General features: G+C 40.6%; 19 protein-coding genes. 6 read left to right on the forward strand and 13 right to left on the reverse strand.

What is annotated here, in order from left to right; translation table 11 throughout:
* The first annotated feature begins 16 nt into the window (after positions 1-16).
* Positions 17-1,048: a hypothetical protein gene (locus AN394_RS13405; protein WP_055021746.1), complete on the forward strand. Its 1,032-nt coding sequence runs from the start codon at positions 17-19 to the stop codon at positions 1,046-1,048.
* A gap of 26 nt (positions 1,049-1,074) precedes the next feature.
* Here AN394_RS13405 and AN394_RS13410 read toward each other — a convergent pair whose 3' ends face one another.
* Together AN394_RS13410 and AN394_RS13415 are read right to left on the reverse strand one after the other, a co-directional pair.
* Positions 1,075-1,287, reverse strand: coding sequence for a hypothetical protein (locus AN394_RS13410; protein ID WP_054563926.1), 213 nt, complete (start codon positions 1,285-1,287; stop codon positions 1,075-1,077).
* A 43-nt stretch (positions 1,288-1,330) separates the two neighbouring features.
* Complete coding sequence (locus AN394_RS13415) at positions 1,331-2,395, reverse strand: potassium channel family protein (RefSeq protein WP_054563927.1); 1,065 nt, start codon at positions 2,393-2,395, stop codon at positions 1,331-1,333.
* A gap of 145 nt (positions 2,396-2,540) precedes the next feature.
* Between AN394_RS13415 and AN394_RS13420 the strand changes: the two genes are divergently transcribed.
* The gene (locus tag AN394_RS13420; protein WP_054563928.1) at positions 2,541-3,494 is read left to right on the forward strand and encodes a chemotaxis protein CheV; all 954 of its coding nucleotides are present in this window, start codon (positions 2,541-2,543) and stop codon (positions 3,492-3,494) included.
* A 115-nt stretch (positions 3,495-3,609) separates the two neighbouring features.
* Positions 3,610-4,923, forward strand: a complete 1,314-nt coding sequence (locus AN394_RS13425; protein ID WP_055021747.1) for a short-chain fatty acid transporter — start codon at positions 3,610-3,612, stop codon at positions 4,921-4,923.
* A 540-nt stretch (positions 4,924-5,463) separates the two neighbouring features.
* Here the strand turns inward: AN394_RS13425 and AN394_RS22045 are convergent.
* The 7 genes from AN394_RS22045 to AN394_RS13450 form a co-directional block, all read right to left on the reverse strand.
* On the reverse strand, positions 5,464-5,610 hold the full coding sequence (locus AN394_RS22045) for a hypothetical protein (protein ID WP_161805755.1): 147 nt from the start codon (positions 5,608-5,610) through the stop codon (positions 5,464-5,466).
* A gap of 131 nt (positions 5,611-5,741) precedes the next feature.
* Positions 5,742-7,892 carry a peptidase domain-containing ABC transporter gene (locus AN394_RS13430; protein WP_082422992.1) on the reverse strand — a complete coding sequence of 717 codons (2,151 nt, stop codon included), beginning with the start codon at positions 7,890-7,892 and terminating at the stop codon, positions 5,742-5,744.
* Between the two features lie 26 nt (positions 7,893-7,918).
* Positions 7,919-8,302, reverse strand: coding sequence for a hypothetical protein (locus AN394_RS13435; protein WP_152968931.1), 384 nt, complete (start codon positions 8,300-8,302; stop codon positions 7,919-7,921).
* Between the two features lie 50 nt (positions 8,303-8,352).
* Entirely contained in the window at positions 8,353-8,541 is a 189-nt protein-coding gene (locus AN394_RS13440; RefSeq protein ID WP_152968932.1) for a hypothetical protein, read from the reverse strand.
* 10 nt (positions 8,542-8,551) lie between these two features.
* Positions 8,552-8,695: a class IIb bacteriocin, lactobin A/cerein 7B family gene (locus AN394_RS21710; RefSeq protein ID WP_082422993.1), complete on the reverse strand. Its 144-nt coding sequence runs from the start codon at positions 8,693-8,695 to the stop codon at positions 8,552-8,554.
* Between the two features lie 200 nt (positions 8,696-8,895).
* Positions 8,896-10,140 (reverse strand): HlyD family efflux transporter periplasmic adaptor subunit, encoded by a 1,245-nt coding sequence (locus AN394_RS13445; RefSeq protein WP_055021750.1) that lies wholly within the window; start codon positions 10,138-10,140, stop codon positions 8,896-8,898.
* 195 nt (positions 10,141-10,335) lie between these two features.
* Positions 10,336-11,352: a metalloprotease gene (locus AN394_RS13450; protein ID WP_055021751.1), complete on the reverse strand. Its 1,017-nt coding sequence runs from the start codon at positions 11,350-11,352 to the stop codon at positions 10,336-10,338.
* 175 nt (positions 11,353-11,527) lie between these two features.
* Between AN394_RS13450 and AN394_RS13455 the strand changes: the two genes are divergently transcribed.
* Positions 11,528-12,748 carry an EAL domain-containing protein gene (locus tag AN394_RS13455; protein ID WP_054563931.1) on the forward strand — a complete coding sequence of 407 codons (1,221 nt, stop codon included), beginning with the start codon at positions 11,528-11,530 and terminating at the stop codon, positions 12,746-12,748.
* Here AN394_RS13455 and AN394_RS13460 read toward each other — a convergent pair.
* Positions 12,745-13,809 (reverse strand): hemolysin family protein, encoded by a 1,065-nt coding sequence (locus tag AN394_RS13460; protein ID WP_054563948.1) that lies wholly within the window; start codon positions 13,807-13,809, stop codon positions 12,745-12,747. The genes AN394_RS13455 and AN394_RS13460 overlap by 4 nt on opposite strands.
* 144 nt (positions 13,810-13,953) lie before the next feature.
* Here AN394_RS13460 and AN394_RS13465 point away from each other — a divergent pair, with 144 nt between their 5' ends.
* Both AN394_RS13465 and AN394_RS13470 read left to right on the forward strand, forming a co-directional pair.
* Complete coding sequence (locus AN394_RS13465; protein ID WP_054563932.1) at positions 13,954-16,449, forward strand: S9 family peptidase; 2,496 nt, start codon at positions 13,954-13,956, stop codon at positions 16,447-16,449.
* Between the two features lie 165 nt (positions 16,450-16,614).
* Entirely contained in the window at positions 16,615-17,319 is a 705-nt protein-coding gene (locus tag AN394_RS13470; protein ID WP_054563933.1) for a response regulator transcription factor, read from the forward strand.
* An 8-nt stretch (positions 17,320-17,327) separates the two neighbouring features.
* On the opposite strand, the gene AN394_RS13475 is transcribed toward AN394_RS13470, so the two are convergent.
* The 3 genes from AN394_RS13475 to AN394_RS13485 all read right to left on the reverse strand — a co-directional run bounded on the left by AN394_RS13475 (position 17,328) and on the right by AN394_RS13485 (position 19,934).
* Positions 17,328-18,839 (reverse strand): YifB family Mg chelatase-like AAA ATPase, encoded by a 1,512-nt coding sequence (locus AN394_RS13475; RefSeq protein ID WP_054563934.1) that lies wholly within the window; start codon positions 18,837-18,839, stop codon positions 17,328-17,330.
* Positions 18,840-18,877: 38 nt separating this feature from the next.
* Entirely contained in the window at positions 18,878-19,492 is a 615-nt protein-coding gene (locus AN394_RS13480; RefSeq protein WP_054563935.1) for a trimeric intracellular cation channel family protein, read from the reverse strand.
* Positions 19,493-19,562: 70 nt separating this feature from the next.
* On the reverse strand, positions 19,563-19,934 hold the full coding sequence (locus tag AN394_RS13485) for a hypothetical protein (protein ID WP_054563936.1): 372 nt from the start codon (positions 19,932-19,934) through the stop codon (positions 19,563-19,565).
* Positions 19,935-19,938: the final 4 nt, after the last annotated feature.

Here is a 19,938-nt window from a genome sequence, read left to right on the forward strand (position 1 = left end):
GTACTAAGGGGGGTGTATGAAATTTTTGTATTGGTTAGAGGAATGGACCAATCTTCCCCGTGATGAGCAACAAAGCCTTGTGCCTATGACTGGCGGTGATTTGCTCGGCGATGTTTATGTGAAATACCATATCATTGATGCCAATAAGCCCCTGCTAATTACCTTCTCTCCTGCAGGAACCAATTATCAAGAACATGATATTACTGATGATTTTTCGCCTTGGGCTTATAAGCTCGCGAAAAAGCAAGATGTGAATATTATCGCCTTTCAACATTTAGGCATTAGCAACTGGTTTAGGCACCGTAATCTGTTGTTTTTTATTGAACAGCTAGCACCACTGATTAGTGGATTTAAAGAGCGGTTAGGTTATGGATTGAGTCGAGGAGGCTTTGCCGTTGGCGCCTTTGCCAATCTATTAAAGCTAGACAAGGTTTTACTCTTTCACCCAGTTAGCACAAAAAACAAAGAAAAAGCGCCATGGGATGATCGTTCAAGTACCGACATCGCGCAAAAATTTGATTGGAACGGTGACTACCACGATTTAGATTTAGGCCATGCAAAGGGTTATATTATTTACGACCCAACGAATCGCATCGACCGAGCTCATGCTAAACGTTACCCACAACTAACCCACTTACGCGTGTTTGGTATGGGCCATAGTGTTCATGCAACATATTTAAATAAGTTTGGTTTTTATAAAGATGTTGCTGTTGATTTTATTAGCCACCAGCAAGTTGATATAGCCCAATTCCGCCAGCAAACCAAAACGCTGCGCTTTAAAGAAGATTATTATCGTCGTCTAAATAAGGCAAACAAGAGTTCGCCACATCGTTTAGCCTTACTGAGCACCGCGCATACAATTTTAGCTGAAGAAAAAGCCGAGCACATGCAAGAGCAAAAAGATGCGATTGATGTGCAACCGCTGATTGATGTTGCAATCAAACACCAAGATGAGCACCCAAACGATGCAATAAAGGTCTTAGAAGTAGCGCAGCAACTCTCACCCGATGATCCTGTGATAGACCATAAACTAAAACAGTTGAAATGATACAGCTGCTGTCAGCTTGAGGTAAGTTAACCCTTAGGTTTTACTTTACGGTGTTTTTTGACCCGCCCGTGTTTAGGGATGATTGTTAAATACATTACTAAAGCTAACCACGAAAAGAAGATGATACCGATTAACCAAGCATTCTTTTCGTGGCCTTGAGTGCGTTTACTATTGAGCACAATGACCACAGGTAAAATGTAGGCACTGAGTACAATAATTAAAAACACAACTTCGTTCATAAATACCAATTCGCTTAATTAAAAGTATTATTGCGGATTGGTACTATACCAACGCAGACCAATCAACTTCGTCACTCAAAACACGCTCCGCAGCAATATAATGCAAAATATCTCCCTCACTTACTACATAATCAAGTGGCGGGTTTAAGTCCATATTTTTTGCACTCAAATTATGTGCTACACCCAGCAGTATAGCATCGTGACTATATTTAAAGTGATGAAACAGCTTGCCAAACTCCATTGCTTGCACGCCTTTTGGAATTGGTAAACTAAATTGAGTATCCCCATGTAGTGTCGATAACAGCTCTTCTTGCACACGGCTTGAACCTGGGTCTTGCATTGAACGCACTAATATCTCGGCTGACTTAGCACTGCTACATTCTACATTGTGGCAATGCTCATGTAGCATTTCGATTTTAGTTTCATCAGTAAAGTGCGCGCTAATGTGGCACTGTTCATTGACCAACTTGCTAATACGCAGGGCTGTTGTAAACGTTTGGTCATCGTCTTGGCCATCAATAATAATTTTGTCGGCGCGATCAATGGCAATTCTTTTCAACTCATCTAAGTCAGTAAAGCTACTTAGACGAGCAAAATCAACCATAGGATTTGCTAAAAACGGATGTTCCATTTGCTCAGTAACCGCCAATAAAATACGACGATCTAAGCGTTTATGATCGGCCAAGATATAGTCAACCATCTTTTTAGTACGTGTATCATGCCAACCAAAAATAATAATGTGATTGTTTATATGTGCGAAGCTTTTATCACCCGTCATAGCGCGCCTAATTAAATAAGTTACTGTTTGCCCTGTTTTTCCTAACAGAACGCCAAATAATGCTAAACCAAAAGGTATTTGCAGTAATGCGACAATCCAACGGCCAAGCTCAGTGCTCGCGCTAAAATCGCCATAGCCAACTGTAGATGTAGTTACTACATAATAATAAAAATAAGTACTAAGTGGTGTGAGCGCTTGCTCTCCTGCAAGCATAAGCAGCCACCAAATAAGTAGCATATGCAAAAGCGTAGTAAATACCACAGCCTGCCAACTTACTTGATCAATGTGACTGCGAATAAGTACCACTAAACGATTAAATATATGATGCATAATCCTTGCGATTTATAGTGGAAGAAATTATCGATACGGTACTGTAATGCTTGCTCTTTGGCAACTGATGGAAAATTACTAATGCATGTCGATGAAAAATGATAGTAGACTATACTATCTCTGTATTAGGTGTTTAGGGTGAAATATGTCAGGTGTTCTTGCTTCCGTCGATAAGCGTACGCAACTGGTCGGTGAAAACCGCTTAGAGCTTTTACTATTTTACCTACACAGTCGCCACTTATTCGCTCTCAATGTGTTTAAAGTTAAAGAAGTGGTGAAGTTACCGCAAATTAGCAAAATTCCCCACGCCCACCCTAAAGTTTCTGGGGTTGTAAATATTCGTGGCGAATCAATTCCGGTGATTGATTTGCGCAAAGCGATAAACATGCCTGAAGCTAAACACATCGAAGATACAAACCTCGTTATCACTGAATACAATCGTACCGTGCAAGGCTTTTTAATTGGTAAAGTTGATCAAATCATCAATATGACATGGTCAGATATTATGCCGCCACCAACTGCAATTGGTAAAAATCATTACCTAACAGCCTTAACTAAAGTAAAACGCGATGGCCAAGAGCAGCTGGTTGAAATTATCGATGTAGAAAAAGTGCTCGCCGAAATCGTTGAGTACGAAGTTCAAATATCTGAAGACATTCTAGATAAAAGCATCGTGAACGAGTTTGCAGGCCGCAAAATTCTTCACGCCGATGATTCGCCAACTGCTCGTAAGCAAGTAAGCGATACCTTGTCGCAACTTGGCATCGAAATCATACCTGCTCGTAACGGACTTGAAGCACTCGAAATGCTAAAAGGCTGGGCTGATCAAGGCAAAGATGTTGAGAAAGAGCTACTCATGGTGATCACCGATGCTGAAATGCCAGCAATGGATGGCTACCGTTTAACACACGAAATTCGTAACGACAGCCGAATGAAGAACCTACATATTGTGCTTAATACATCTTTGAGTGGTAGCTTTAACCAAGCTTTAGTTGAGAAGGTTGGCTGTAATGCCTTCTTATCAAAGTTCCAGCCAATACTATTAGTAGAAGAAGTTCAAGCCCGCTTAAAAGCCGTGCTAGAGCAAGATTCACAGTAAGCGCATTTAGCATCAGTTTTTAAAGGCATAAGCTAAAGCAACGACGTCGCAATTTGCCAATCATCGTTAATCATGATTTATTGGCATTATCGATTCCACGACAACAATAAAAACTATGCTAAATCGCGTTGCTAAACCATTCACTAAACTAGTAGAGCGTTATCTACCCGACCCGTTTGTATTTGTTATATTACTCACCTTGCTGAGCTTTATCGTTGCGAGCCTCTTTACGCCGTCAACGCCCACGCAAGTGCTCGCGGCTTGGGGTGGTGGATTTTGGAACCTATTACAATTTGCCATGCAAATGCTGCTAGTGCTGCTAACGGGCTACATGCTAGCGAGCACCCCGGTAATGCGCAGTATACTCAACAAACTCGCGACTCTTGCCAACAGCCCTGCTAAAGCGATCATACTCGTTACACTCGTGTCTTTATTAGCAAGCTGGCTAAATTGGGGCTTTGGTTTAGTGATTGGCGCTTTGTTCGCCAAAGCAATTGCGAAACATACCCGCGTTGATTACCGTTTGTTAGTGGCCAGTGCCTATTCGGGTTTTATTGTTTGGCATGGCGGCTTAGCCGGTTCAGTGCCGCTGACAATCGCAACCGATGGCCACTTTGCAGAGCAAAGTATTGGGGTAATAGGCACCGAAAACACGATTTTTTCGGCATTTAATATCGCTATTGTTGTGGGCTTGTTTATCGTCATGCCGCTGGTAAATCGCTATATGTTGCCGAGCGAAAAAGACAGTGTGTATGTTGACCCTGCAAAGCTTGAAGATGAATCACAGCAAGCAGATACGCCTACCCGCCCTGCTGAAGTAATAGAGCATAGTCGTTTGCTTGGTATGGGGGTAGGTGCCTTTGGTCTTGCCTATTTATTCTATTATTTTGTGCTAAACGGAGGCGGCTTAAACTTAAATAGCGTGATCGCAATTTTCTTATTTAGCGCAATTTTACTGCATCAAACACCGCATAATTTACTTAGTAGCTTACAGCAAGCAATCCCTAGTGGCGCTGGCATTGTGATTCAATTTCCATTTTATGCGGGGATCATGGCCATTATGGTAAAAACGGGACTTGCTCAACAAATATCGGAAGGATTTATTGCCATTGCAACAGCCGAAACACTGCCTTTTTGGAGTTTTTTAAGTGCAGGGTTTGTGAATATTTTTGTGCCATCAGGTGGCGGCCAATGGGCAGTGCAAGCGCCAATTGTCATTCCTGCAGCACAAACACTTGGCGCAGATATGCCACGGGTGGCTATGGCTGTCGCATGGGGCGATGCTTGGACTAACCTTATTCAGCCGTTCTGGGCACTCCCCGTACTTGCTATTGCCGGCTTAAAAGCCAAAGACATCATGGGCTTTTGTCTTGTGCAGCTGATCATCACCGGCGTGTTTATATCGTTAATGCTGAGTTTTTATCCTTAAAAGCTTTATAAACATCACCTATTAGAGAGGGGCAAAAGCTCATAGCGAGAGTCCCTCTTCAAAACGGTTTGTTTACCAAAGGTAACCAAAACTCAAATTCGGTCTGCAATCACCGCCGAATCAGTGCTTCATTCTACCAAAACAACAGTCTATCACTTAAAGTTAGAATCTCTGCTCTCGCTTCTTTTATCTCTTTTTAAAACAAAACAAACGATCTTATAAACAACGAAGTACACTAAAATGAACGCAGATATATCGATAAAATAATCTACCAAGCTACTACTTTTTGAAATAGAAAAATCAAAAGTAAAAAAAGCAACTCTGGTTATGATGTAAGTGATAAAGAAAATTAATAAAAATTGTTTCATAAACAGAACTTTCAATAGCTAATAGTAGAGCAAACTCATCTAGTCATTTCAGCATAAAAATAAGCGCGTAATAAAAGCTACTCACTTAAGCATGTAATAGTTACTAACCAGGTTACTATTCTTTAAATGATATTTAGATAAGGAGAACATTACTCCTTATCTAAAAAATAACTCAATCATCAGTTTCTGTTGGTACAGGCAAGTGTGGCATGCCAAACCCAGGCCTATCTTTCCTTTCAAAGTCTCCTTCATTAACTGTTGTATTCGATAGCACTCCACCAATAACCAGTTCAATTTCAATTGTGGTTAATTCACGCATAATATACTCTCCATGTATTCGCATTTTTTTGCCGGATTGTTAATAGGTTAGGCCGTTTTCCGACAAAATTTAACGTGCCTAGCCTTTGCTTTAGTAGCTTGTAAAATACAAGCTACTAAAATCACATTCGATTACGCAGTTTCATTTTGAGCTACTGTACTTGTTAAAGCTCCACCTTGTAACTCAAACACTTTATCAGCCATATTGATAGTCTCTTGCCTGTGAGCAATCATTATTCGCGTCATCTCTAGGTGCTTAATTTGCTCACTGATTTTTGCTTCGTTCTCTTGATCTAAATGACTCGTTGCTTCATCCAAAAATAGGACGCAGGGAGATTGGTACAGCGCTCTGGCAAGTAATAACCGTTGAAGTTGTCCGCCGGATAAATTAGAACCCATATCGCCCACTAATGAATTATAACCCATAGTCATTTTAGTAATATCACTATGAATTGCTGCATGGCGAGCGCACTGTTCTATTTTTAAGTAATTAGGTTGTGGATCAAAGAAACTAATATTATCGGCGATTGAGCCAGCTAATAGCGTGTCATCTTGCATTACTGCGGCTATTTGTTTGCGGTAATTTTTAAGGCCAAGTTGGGTAATATCCATGCCATCAAGTAACACTTTGCCTGATGTGGGTTGTAATAAACCCAACATAATTTTCATTAACGTCGTTTTACCCGCGCCAGATGGGCCAGTAATAGCAATAGACTCGCCTGAATTTAGCGTTAAATTTATATCTTTTAAAATAGGTGCTTGGTCATCGCTATAACTAAAACTGATATTTTTAAGGCTAAGCTGACCTTTCACTTTATTGTCGTTACTCCCTTTGTAGGCCAAGTCACCATCGCGATTCGCTTCTTGCTTAGTAAGCGCAATATCAGCGATACGGTCAAGGTGTAAGCGCATCATTTTAAATTGAATAATTTGCTCGATGAAATTTGCAAAGCGACTTGTTAGCTGATTTTTATAGGCTATAAATGCCAACACCATACCGACAGATAAGCTATTACTCATAACCAAAAGTGCAGCAAGGTAAATAACCACTACATTCTCAAGACCAAACAGTAGTTTATTAAAAGACTCAAAACTAATATTTAATCGTCCTAAACGTATTTCACTATTTATTACTTCAGCATAACGGTTTTGCCAAATACCTTGGCGCTGCGCTTCATTACCAAACAATTTAATTGTTTGCATACCACGAATGTTTTCTAAAAAGTTTGATTGCTCTTTAGCGGAGTTTTGAATCATTTCTTCTGTGGCTTGATGCAGTGGTCGATACAACACTAAGCGTACAAGCGTATAAAGGGTAATTGCGCCTACAACAACAGCTGTCAACTTAAGTGAATAAATCAACATCATAATCAATACGGTGATAGCCATAACGCCATCAACAAATGTTTCTACAAACCCTGTGGTTATACGCTCACGTATTTGTGCTAGTGAGCCAAAACGGGAAACAATATCGCCAATGTGGCGGGATTCAAAGTAGTTCATTGGAAGACGCAGTAAATGACGTAATAGATTAACCCCCATTTGCATGTTTAGCAGACTCGAAAGCCTTAAAATCAACCAACTCCGCACTGCATTAGTAATAACTGAAATGATCGCAATGAATGCAAAGCCTAGCGCAAGCACTGTGAGCAAAGACTCATCAAAGCTCACCAGCACTTCATCCACGACCCACTGCATATAATAGGGTGTCATCAGTGCAAATAGCTGTAAAACTAACGACAGCGCAACTAATTTAATTAAGCCAGTTTTTAGACCAGTAACAGCACTCCAAAGCTGACTAAACCTCATTCGTGCCTGTTCTTGTTTAGCTTCAAACTTACTGGTTGGCGTGAGCTCCAAACAAATACCGGTAAAGTGCTTACTAAACTCATCACTATTTAAATTGCGTTTACCTACAGCAGGGTCGTTTATGGCAAGCTTAGCCTTTGCACCTTTACCTGAAACTTTGGTCAATACCACAAAGTGATTCATATCCCAATGTAAAATACACGGCGTTTGTAATTTATGCGCCTCTTCAAGCGGGCACTGTAACGCACGACTCGCTAATCCTAAGCTATCCCCCAGCTCAATTAGCTGCTGTAAATTCATCCCCTTTAGGTTAGCCGAAAAGCGCTTTCGCATTGCAGGCATATCAAGCTTGTGACCGTGAGAGCATGCCACCATGGCCATAGAGGCGAGACCACATTCAGCTATTTCGGATTGGATAATTACAGGTACTCTTTTTGAGAGAGAAAATGTTATAAATCCATTTACAGAGTTCATAGTAACCTCAGTCAAAATACTGTTTATTAATCAAGCTCATTTTTTGAGAAGATAACCTCTGAGTCTAACCCCTGCACAACTCGCATTACTATCCCAGACACACCTAAAGTACAAATAACAATCCAAAAATCAATTAATTCCAAACTTCCATTAAGATTTATTCTTAACATAATAAAATTCCCTCCCATGAAAAAAACTAATGAGATAAAAACATATAATGCCCATTTTTTATTTTTGTATATCCCCGTTAGAATAGCTAAAGAAAAACCGAGAACTACAGTAAAGAAAGCTAATTCACCGTAAGAAATTACAGCATCACGAAGCAATAAATTAACGTCTCTTATAATTACATATGTAGACCCCAAAACTATTAGAAAACACATTGCAAATATTGATACTATTGCAGACAATTTCATTTTCAAAAAAAGAAGGGAATTACTTCCCTTCTATCCCTTTCGTTTTATTTCTCAGAAGCATTATGGTAAATGGCTGCTATACCGCCCACTATTGCACCAAAGCCAGCCCCAATTCCAAGAGCAGTAGCTAAACCACCAGCAGTGATAGACGAGCTAGCATATAAGCCAGCAATGATCACTGGTAAGGGACCACCATTTACTTCTTGTATTTCATTATTGGTTAATTCTCTCATTTTATTTTCCTTACTTTCTAAGCGCATTATAGGTTCCTATACCACTTATAATTGCAGCAAAACACGCTACCTCCCCGTATACCGCTATAGCAACAAATAGAGGTAATGGTCCCCCACTAACTTCTTTAATTTCATTTACATTTAATTCGCGCATATCTATGCTCCAAATTTGTATAGCTGATTATTTATATCTATACTCAGCAAATGTTGATTATTTATTTTGCAATATAAAAATATAGGCAAAATAGGTTGTTAATAGGCTAGCTTTAGCTGCTCGCTAAAGTTAACTAAAGCTGGCCGCTTTTTTAGTAATTTGCATTTAGCAAACCACCAAAACTTTCAAATTTAATTGACTTAACTCACACGCCCTTTGAGGCTGTACAGTGGCTCTAGTAACCACTCAATTAATGTGCGCTGTTCTAACATTATGTCTGCCTCAAACAACATGCCGCTTTTTAACTCAAAGGCCTTTCCATACGCAGACATTTGCTGCTGACTTAAGGTAGCCCTAAGTCGATATACTGGCTCTTGCAATGTAATAGGTAACCGCACTTCGTTTGGTGTAATAAGTGCCTTATCAATACGGCTAATTGTGCTATTGATAAAACCAAAGCGTTGATATGGAAAGGCATCAAAACGTAACCTAGTTTCGTTGCCTATTTCTACAAACCCTGCGGAGCGCGTTGGTAATAGTAATTCAGCAACTAACTCAGAACCCTCAGGTATAATATGCAGTAAAAGCTTTGCTTGGCTTAACACCTCTCCTTCGACTACTTGGATGCCTGTAACAACACCATTATTGCTAGCCGTAATTGTGTAGCTATAGTTGCTTTTTAACTGCGATAGTTGGTTTTGTGTATCTGAAATTTCTCGTTTTAAGTTACTGATGCGAAGTGCATATTGTTGTGGAACGTTAGCAAGATTAAAGCGTAATTGACTCAGTTGATTATTTTGCTGCATCAGTATTCGAGCTAAGTTTTGCTTTTCTTGCTTAACATCGAGTAAAGCTTGTTGTTGCTGCTCACGTTCTATATTCGATAAATAGCCACTCTTATTAAGCTGGTTGAAATTAGCTTGTTGACTTTGCAATAGGTCAAGCTTTTCATCTGCGAGTGTTAATTGACTTTGTAGTGCAAGCTTTTCTTCATTTAAAAGCGTTTGCTGTGCTTCAAGGTTTAGTATTTCTTGTTTTTGCAACACTTTCGTTTGCATAACCTCATGATTCAAAAGTTTAATTTGCTCTGTTAATTGTTCAACTAACTGTGAACTGAGATCTAAACCTTGACTATCATTTTGCTGAACAACAATTGAAGCAAGTGCTTGTCCTTTAATGACAGAGTCACCTTCTTTTACATGAAGTTTTTCAATTGTTCCGCCTTGATTAGCAAAACTTTGAATGACGCCTTTACTAGGCATGAGAAAACCACGTACGGTTTCTTTGCGGGAATATTCTGCTGTAAAAAGAAATACTATAACCGCAGCAGCAACTGAGCTTAGGGTTGCAACAGTTAATTTAATCGATAATGGTTGCGCTAAAGTGATTACGCCAGTTAAACGTTCACTTTGTTGTGCAATCGCTTCCTTTCTAAACAAGCTCATAACAAAATCCTTTTGCTATATCTCTTGAATTTAAAATTAGCGGGACATTCTAATTTCTGTAAATCAGAATTTTCCTAAAAATAAAACAAAGCACAAATTAAAGGTTTAATTACTAAAATAAAGTGGAAAATTAATTAAAATACATTAATTAAATTTAAGCACCAAGCTGAATATAACTTAGTGCTTAAATATTAATTAACTTGCTAAAATCTTCATTGGCAAGCTGAGGATTGGGCTTTCTGAGTCAGCAAAGTGCATCATCACAGCAACGTGACCTGCAACAACCAGTGCGTACATTACCGCTGAAAAACCTTGTCCATAAGTATCGAGAGGGATGAGGTGTGAGTAGTGACGTCCGCGCCACTCAAAGATAATCTCAAGTGCCCCTACAAATAAGAAAAACACCAGTAGCATCAAGCCGAAGGTATAGCTTAACCACAGGCCAAATAACACGCCTAATAAGCACACACTAAGGCCTATCCATGAACGCATCGAAAAACTGATGCTTTTAAGTACATGGCCGCCATCTAAGGGCAGAATAGGTAACAAGTTAAATAGGTTTAACAGTGCACTAAGTACCGCCACACCTGCGAATATTTCCATTTCGGTGGCGTAGTAAAGCACTACTCCCAGCACTGAGGTAATTAAGCCAAAAGCGGGCCCCATGAGTGAGATCACCACATCTTGCCATCGCGTGGTAATTTTATCATCAGAAACAGCCAAACCACCGACAAAGGGAATAAGGTAAATACCTTTAGTTTTAATGCCAAAATATTTCATAGCGCGCACATGACCATATTCATGCACCACCAAGCAAGCAATTAGCATCAAGGCAAACTCGATTGAGAATAACCACGCATAGCCTGCCACCGAAGCACCCGCTAAAGCCGCTTTGACGACTTTTGCACTTTTGAATAATTTAAAGCCCAGTGCCAGCAAACCAATAATGCCGCGTTTTGGTTCAGCTTCTTGTAACTCAGGTAAAGCAAGTTGGCTCACCTGCTGCTGGTTAACAAAGATTGCTAAGCTTTTTTCCTGCACTTTACTAGTATCAAGGCCAATACGCTGCCCCTGAAAATCAAACTCATAAAGTTCTGACTCTGGATTATCGAAGGCAATTGCTTGTTGTTGATGAAAAAGCTGAATTAACTGTGAGCCGTTTAAATGCAAAATAAAGGTTTCGTCTGCGAGGCTCAGCTGAAGTCTGACCATAGTTCTTATAAATACGAATAAAAAGTGCGGCTATTATACTTAGGCCTTACAAAATTACGAATTTCCTTTAGGTACAAGGAGGTATACTTTTCGCACCACAAAACAAGCAAAAAACATGACGAAACACCGTTTATCTACTACTTTTAACTATAGCGTTCTTGTTCATGGAGTGAATATGGTGAAGTCAAATAGACACATTCTCGTAGTGGATGACTCAAAAGCCATCCTGATTGTTATGCATGCCATTTTGAATGAGCTTGAGGTTCCGCACATCACAACCTGCCTAAGTGCAGAAGAAGCTTTAGAAAAAATTAAAAAAGCACCTCGATTCTTTGATGCTATTTTTACCGACCTCAATATGCCAGATATGGATGGTATGGAGCTTATTCGTCACTTAGGCGCTATGAAATACCAAGGTGCAATTGCCATTATTTCTGAGATGGATCCTAAAGTTATAGACCTTGCAGCAGACCTTGCTCGTAAACATAACGCTCACTTAATTGGTAACGTCACTAAACCAGTGCAACTCAATCAAGTGTATTTACTACTGCAAAAGCTTGAGCACTTTGCTATTCATGTTGAGCGTACAAAAACCCCTATTTCTGAGTCACTGCTACTACATGCCATCAGTCATAATGAAATTATTCCGTTTTATCAACCTAAGATAAATCGCCACGATAATCGGGTTGAAAGTATTGAGGTGCTTGCCCGTATCAACACAAGCCAAGCAGATGAAATTATCTTACCGGAGCGCTTCATTTGTATCGCTGAAGACCTAGATTTAATAAACCTTATTACTTTTCAATTGTTTGAAAAAGCCACTAACGATTTTGCAGAAATCAAAGAGCAGTTTGATCCTAACTTAAAACTGGCGTTTAACTTATCTCCTTCGCAGCTCGAGGACTTAAGCTGCCCAGATAAACTGGCTTTAATACTGCACCTTAACAACCTAACACCCAGTGAAGTTATTTTAGAAATTACCGAACAGTATGCTCTACGCAGCACTGCACAACTCGAAACACTCAACCGTTTACGAATGCGCGGTTTTGGTATTTCTCTTGATGATTTTGGTACAGGATTTACCAATGTTCAGCAGCTAAAAACACTACCGTTTACCGAAATTAAGATCGATCGCACCTTGATTAGCAATATTGAAACCGATCAGTTTTCCCAAGTGATTGTTAGCAGCTTGGTGAATATAGCGATACAAGAAGATCTTGCTATTGTGGCCGAAGGCATTGAACGCGTGGAAGAGCTTGAATACCTCGACCGCTACAAAGAGTTTATTTTAATGCAGGGCTTTTTGCTGTGCCGCCCGAAAGCCAAAGAAGACTTTTTAAATTGGTCACTTTCATGGCGGCAAATGGTAAAAACTGCAGCAGGACATCGCCGCTAAGGTTTACGCTTATCATCACTGACAATGGTATTACTTGATGCTAAACGTTGTCGCCAACGCTGTTTGGCGACTTTTTGCATATTGGCTGATTGATCATGTTCATCAACAATTTCGAGCCCCATTAATGCTTCAATTAAATCTTCAAGAGTGACAATACCTTGTACATCACCATATTCATCCACGACTAAACAAATATGCGTGCGCTCAGATAGTAAGGTTTCGAGTAAGGTCGGCACATGCAAGGTTTCTGGTACGGTGTAAATAGGCTTAACAAGCTTGCTAATTTTATAGTCTTCACCCAGACGGTGATAAGCCAGCATAATGTCATTTTTATGCACAAAACCAATAATATCATCACCATTTTTGTCATAAACCAATACTCTAGAGAACGAAGAAGAACCATGCTCCGCCAAGTATTGGTTTACGGTTAAATCTTTATGTACTTTAAAAAGCACCGTACGTGGTGTCATTAAGGTATCGAGTTTGGCATGACGAAAATGCAGCAAGCTGCGTATGATTTCAGATTCATCTTGCCCAAGCGCTCCAGACTCAGTACCAATATCAGCCATGGCTTCAATTTCTTGGCGAATATAGTAGGCTTCATCATAATTACGCCCTAAAAAGCGCGTTAGAATATCAGCAAACCATACGAAAGGTTTTAGAATAAACACCAACCAAATTAGGCTCACACTAACAATGGGTGTTAATCCTCGCCAATAATTAGCCCCTAATGTTTTAGGGATAATTTCAGAGAGCACTAGTACCAATAGCGTCATAATTGCAGAAGCAACACCAACCGCAGCATCAGAGAACACCACTGCAGCTTGTGCGCCAACGCCAGCGGCACCTGCTGTGTGCGCTATGGTATTTAACGTGAGTATTGCAGCTAAAGGTTGGTCTATATTGTCTTTAAGCTTACCAACACGTTTTGCTAACTGCGGTTGCTGCTTTCTGAGCATGGCAACATAACTGGGCGTAATACTTAACAGTACCGCCTCCATCACTGAGCACAAAAACGAAACCGCAATGGCAACAAACATATAAACAAGTAACAATGTCACTGTAAGCCCTCTTAAAAAGTTAACCTGCTCACCATAGCAATTGAAAACCACAAGCTCAAACCCGACTGCAATCTAACGCAGAGCACTTTTTGGGTAATTTGCAGCGTGCTATATTGGTTTAAATTACCTTCAACAGGCGAAACTATGACACTTTCAACTACTTGGCTAAGCCAATCAGCCAAGCTAAAAACAACATTCAGTGCATTAGCGTTATGTGCGTTAAGTAATACAGCGATGGCCGATGTCATTGATAAATCAGCGGTGCAATTTATTGGCCCTCTTGGCGAAGATATGCAACTTAAGCCATATCAAACGGATCATCGCGATGCCATTATTGCTAACCTATTACCTAGCTTGCAAAAAAGCACCGATAGCATACGCGTTTTTGGTAATGAGCTTGACTGGCAATCATTCGACAAAGTGAGCGCGCTAACACTTGGTGGTTTGCAAGCACTCAAATTTACCGCCTCGACAGAGCGTTTTAGCCAAGGCTCATTAACACTTAAAGGCATTGAAAACGCGCAGCTATTTATTGATGGTGAAAAGCAAACAGAAAAAAATAAAAGCTATGAGCTAGCTTTAAGCCAAGGCGATCATCAGTTTGTTATCATCACTGAGCAAGTAGCCAACTGGAATGAGGTTGAGCTTGATTTTACGGCTAAGTCAGAACTAGATGCTGTGCAATTTAGTGCTAAACAACAACACGGTTTGTCTGCTAAGCAATTATTTGATGCGCCAACAGTCAGTTATATTTCAATGGCACCAAATGGCGATTACTTCATTACTAGCCAACGTCATTACGAAGATGCAAGCGCTAATCAAGCGCAATATGTTACTGAACTTAAAGACGAAAAAAACAATACACTTTATCGCTTTGAGTCAGCCCAACCAAGTAACATTACTTGGAGCCCAGATAGCAAAAGTTTAGTGTATTTATTAAATGGCGAGCTTAAGCGTTTAAACCTAAAAACCATGCAACTTAGCGTCATTGCTAAAAACCTCTCTGGGGCAAATGGCTTTCAGTTTTTTGATAACAACAGCTTAATTTTTAGTTGGTCAAAGTCTCCAACAGATAATGGCAAGCTCACTAAGCATTACCAAGGCCTGCAAGACCGTTGGTCTTATGCTCGTACTACATCGCAAGTCTATTTACTCGATATATCAACAGGTCTAAGCAAAACCTTAAGCCAAGGACCACTTAGCCATTCACTTGAAGATTTTGACGCTAAAAGCGGTCACGTCTTAATGAGCCGCTCAGCACAAGCTATGCAACTCTCACCACAGCCAGCAACAGAACTTGTTGAGCTAAACTTAGCTTCATCGGCTCTTACGGTACTTGGTCAATACAAAACATTTAATCAGGCTAAATATACTGACGACGGAATTTATGTCACTGCCGGACCAGATTTTAATAATGGCTTAGGTCGTAATCTTCCTGAAGGGATGCTTGCTAATAACTATGATGGTCAACTTTATTTACTCAGCCGTGACGGTAAAAAAGCAACCGCTTTAAGTAAAGAGTTTAACCCGGCTATCGGGCAGTTAAACGTACTTAAAAACGGTGATGCACTGATTAAAGTTACCGAGCAAGATACTGTACAACTTTATCAATTCGACTTAAGCAAAAAGCGTTTTAATAAAGTGAATACGGGCTTTGATGTTGTTGAGCAAGTTAGCTATTCACACGAACGTACCCCGCGCATTTTGGTTACCGGTACCACAGCGTCAACACCTCAGCAGTTAAAGCAACTAAGCTTAGGTAAGAGCCGCGCTAAAACTGTGTGGGACTCTAAGCCAATTGGCTATGAAAATACGCAAGTAGCCTCATTGGAAGAGTTTAACTTTACTAATAAGGATGGCATTGAAATTAAGGGTCGCGTTTATTTACCGCATGATTTAGATAGCAATAAACAATATCCTGCGCTGGTTTATTATTATGGCGGTACATCGCCAGTAACTCGTGGTTTTACCGGTCGCTACCCATTTAACCTTTGGGCTGAGCATGGTTATGTTGTTTACGTTGTACAACCTACTGGCGCAACCGGCTTTGGCCAAGAGTTCTCGGCTAAACACGTCAACGCATGGGGCGAATACACCGCCAACGACATCATCGACGGCACAAAAGCCTTTTTAGATAAATATAGCTTTGTAGATAGTAAGCGTGTAGGTAATTTAGGAGCCTCTTACGGTGGCTTTATGACCATGCTACTCGCAACTAAAACAGATATGTTCAGTGCATCGATTGCTCATGCTGGAATTTCAAATATCACCTCGTACTGGGGCCAAGGTTGGTGGGGTTACTTATACTCAGCTGAGGCATCTAAAAATAGCTACCCGTGGAACAATCCTACACTTTATAGCCAGCACAGCCCGGTGTTTCATGCTGACAAAGTAACAACGCCGCTATTACTCCTTCATGGTGATTCGGATACCAACGTACCAGTTGGTGAAAGCCACAATATGTACACGGCATTAAAGTTATTAGGTAAAGATGTTGACCTGATTGAGTACAAAGGTGCAGATCACCAAATTTTTGCTCGAGATAAACGTTTCGACTGGTGGAATACCATGTTGGCTTATTTCGATAAAAACTTAAAAGATCAGCCACAATGGTGGCAATATCTTTATCCTGAAAAGTAGATTAATCACTTGGCTGAGTACTGTGCGAGTGCTCAGCTTTCACCCTTTTCAACTACAGCTAAGCCATTAAATTGTAAGAAATAGTTACAAACCTCGCCAATACACTTCTCAGCCTTTGCCATACAGTGCTAACATAACAACAAATCAAGTGTGAAATTAAAGCGAATGACTATTCAAGTTTTATTGGTTGAAGACGACGAACTACTCGTTAAACGCATTCTTAATCATTTTAAAGAAACTGAGTTTAATATTGAGGTAGATTCAACGGGGGCCGATGCATTAAGCATTGTGCAATCGCGTGCTTCATCAAAAGAAGCTATTTCTCTAGCCGTTATCGACATTGTGTTACCAAAACGCGATGGGCTTTTGCTTGCCAAAGAACTTAATGCACTAACAGATATTGGTGTTATTGTGCTGTCTAGTCGTGACTCGCAAGCTGACCGTATTGCAGGCCTTGCACAAGGTGCCGATGACTATATTTGCAAGCCGGTTGACTTACTTGAACTTGAACTAAGAATGCGCGCCCTTTTTAAGCGCATAAAAGGCTCTCAGCAAGATGATGAGAGTGAAGAGTTTATTGAATATGCCGACTTTAAACTGCACCCAGATAACCGTACATTAGTGACCCCTAATGGCGAAGAATCTCGTCTTACCGAAGCAGAGCACAAGGTACTTATTTGCCTTATTGCAAATGCAGGTAAAGCGACATCGCGTGAAAAAATTTCCGAAGAAATTGGTCAACCTGACTGGAGCCCAAGCGATCGTACCGTTGATGTACTTATTGGCCGCTTACGTAAAAAATTAAGCGATGAAAAAGACCAAAAACGTATCGTTACCGTTCGAGGCAAAGGTTACATGCTCTCTATTTAGCAAGTTATCTAATACTGCGTTAATTGACTAATTAACCGCTCAAAGGCGCGATAATTCAGCGCCTCTTTTAATTCATTTAAGGTAATTGCTGGCTGTGCTTTCAAGTCGCTAATGGTGCGTGCAACTTTAATAACACGATGATACGAGCGTGGTGACAAAGCCAGTTTTTCGCTGGCTTTTGCTAAAAACTGCAGCTCAGCAGCTGCCAACTCACAATGAATGCTCATTTCTTTATTATTCAAGCGCGCATTCACTTTGCCTTGCCGGTTAAGTTGAATTGCATAAGCTCTTTCAACTCTGGCTCTTACTTGTTCACTGCTTTCTTCTACTTGCGTGCTCTGTAATTGGCTACTGGTGAGTCTCGGCAGCTCAATTTGTAAATCAATCCTATCGATAAATGGTCCAGATACTCGAGATAAATAGCGCAATACTTGATCAGGCGTTGCACGCTTATCAGTATGACTTCCTGTAGGGCTAGGGTTTAATGCGGCGATCAGCTGGAATTGCGATGGAAATTCCATTTGTCGTGCCGCTCGCGATATAGTCACCACGCCCGTTTCCATTGGTTCACGCAGTGAATCGAGCACTTTTCTCTCAAATTCGGGCAACTCGTCTAAAAACAAGACGCCATTATGAGCAAGAGAAATTTCCCCCGGTTTAGGATTCGAAGAGCCACCAACAAGAGCCACAGCAGAGCAAGTATGATGTGGATTTCTGAAGGGTCGCTCACGCCAATTCGATAAATCAACCGATTGACCAATTATCGAATATAACGCGGCAGTGCTAATTGCTTCATCATCCGACATGGTTGGCATAATCGTAGGCATACGTTGGGCAAGCATTGACTTGCCAGTACCTGGAGGGCCAAGAAACAGTAAATTATGGCCACCAGCGGCTGCTATTTCGAGTACCCTTTTGGCGCCAGGTTGGCCTTTCACATCACTTAAATCGAGTAGCGAGTCACGCTGCGACTGCTGCTCTGGATAACAAATATTAAGTGGCAAAGGTTGCTGATTTAATAAGTCATTCCAAACATCTTGTAAGGAGTAAACGGCTTTTCGAGCGACGCCCGAAACAAGGCTTGCGAGATTGTCGTTTTCAGCGGGTAAGAAACAACAGCGACCCTGCTCTTTCGCTCCTAACACCGAAGGTAAAATAGCATTTACCCCTCTTACTTCACCATTTAAAGCTAACTCTCCGTAAAACTCATAACGATGAATATCAGGGCAGTTTATTTGCCCAGAGGCGACTAAAATACCCACAGCAATAGCTAGATCAAAACGGCCACCTTCTTTAGGTAAATCAGCAGGCGCAAGGTTGACGGTTATTCGTTGATCTGGAAAACCAAACTGAGAGTTTTCGAGTGCGCTACGCACTCTATCTTTCGACTCTTTGACTGACGCTTCAGGTAAGCCAACGATATGAAAAGCGGGCAAGCCATTTCCTAAGTGTACTTCAACAATCACTTCAGGGGCTTGTACACCCACTTGTGCACGTGAAAATATTCTAGCTAAAGACACGATCCATGATGTCCCTATCATTCATCCTTAAATTAAGTTTAGTCGGGATATTTAAAAACGTGTAATGTCAGTTGCCATTTCATTGCTGCTAAACGCAGTGACAAGGTCATAAGCATGGCTAATATCATAGCCACTTCGGTCACTAAACCCAGCGAAATACTTAATGTATAAACAATGCCACCAGCGATACAAGCAATTGCATAAAGCTCGCCCTTTAATAGCATCGGCATATTTCCAGCCAGCACATCACGGATAACACCGCCAAAACAGGCTGTTATTACACCCATGATAATCGCGGTGGTGTCTGGCATACCTGCGAGCATGGCTTTTTGTGTGCCCATCACCGCAAAAAATGCCAAACCGAAAGCATCAGCAACTTGCAGCGCATTAAGTGAAATAGAACGCTGCTTATTGATTAATCGAGTGGTGACAAATACAGACAATAAAATAGCCCAGAAATAGCTTTGATCATGTAGCCAAAATACAGGAACATCTAAAATAACGTCGCGTACAGTCCCACCGCCAATAGCAGTGACTGTGGCTAACACAACAACCCCAAAGCCATCCATTTTTTTGTTGTACGCCAGTAGCGTTCCAGAAACTGCAAACACGGCTACGCCGAATAAATCAAACCAATGGTAAAGTTCAGTCATGTTTGTAACTAAAAAGTAATGTTAGTGCCGTTGTAACATAAACTTTTCAATCTTTTAAGCGAAGTTTCGATTACTCGCCTTTTTCGACCAGCTCAATAAACTTTAAACTTTGCATCATAACGTTATCTGCAAGCGTAGAGTCTGAAAAGTAAGATTCCTTCTCAGTTGCTTTACTAGGAGCTGCCAACAAGATGTTATAATCATCTTCTAACTCGACCCATAAGCTTCGTTCTTGAGCATTTAATTGCGCATGTTTTTTACGAACATTGTCGGCTTCATAAAATGCCTCTTGTGCTTTTAAGAATGCATCTTGTGATTCTTCGCTCATATCTTCACTTGAAAACAAGCTATTACTTAAATCACTTATGTCTTCTTGCATTGCATCCATCGTTTGGCACCCACTAAGGGTAAGAAGTAATACTGAGAAATATAACGCTTTCATAAAC

The organism is Pseudoalteromonas sp. P1-26 (genome assembly GCF_001401795.1).
Classification (GTDB): Bacteria; Pseudomonadota; Gammaproteobacteria; order Enterobacterales; family Alteromonadaceae; genus Pseudoalteromonas.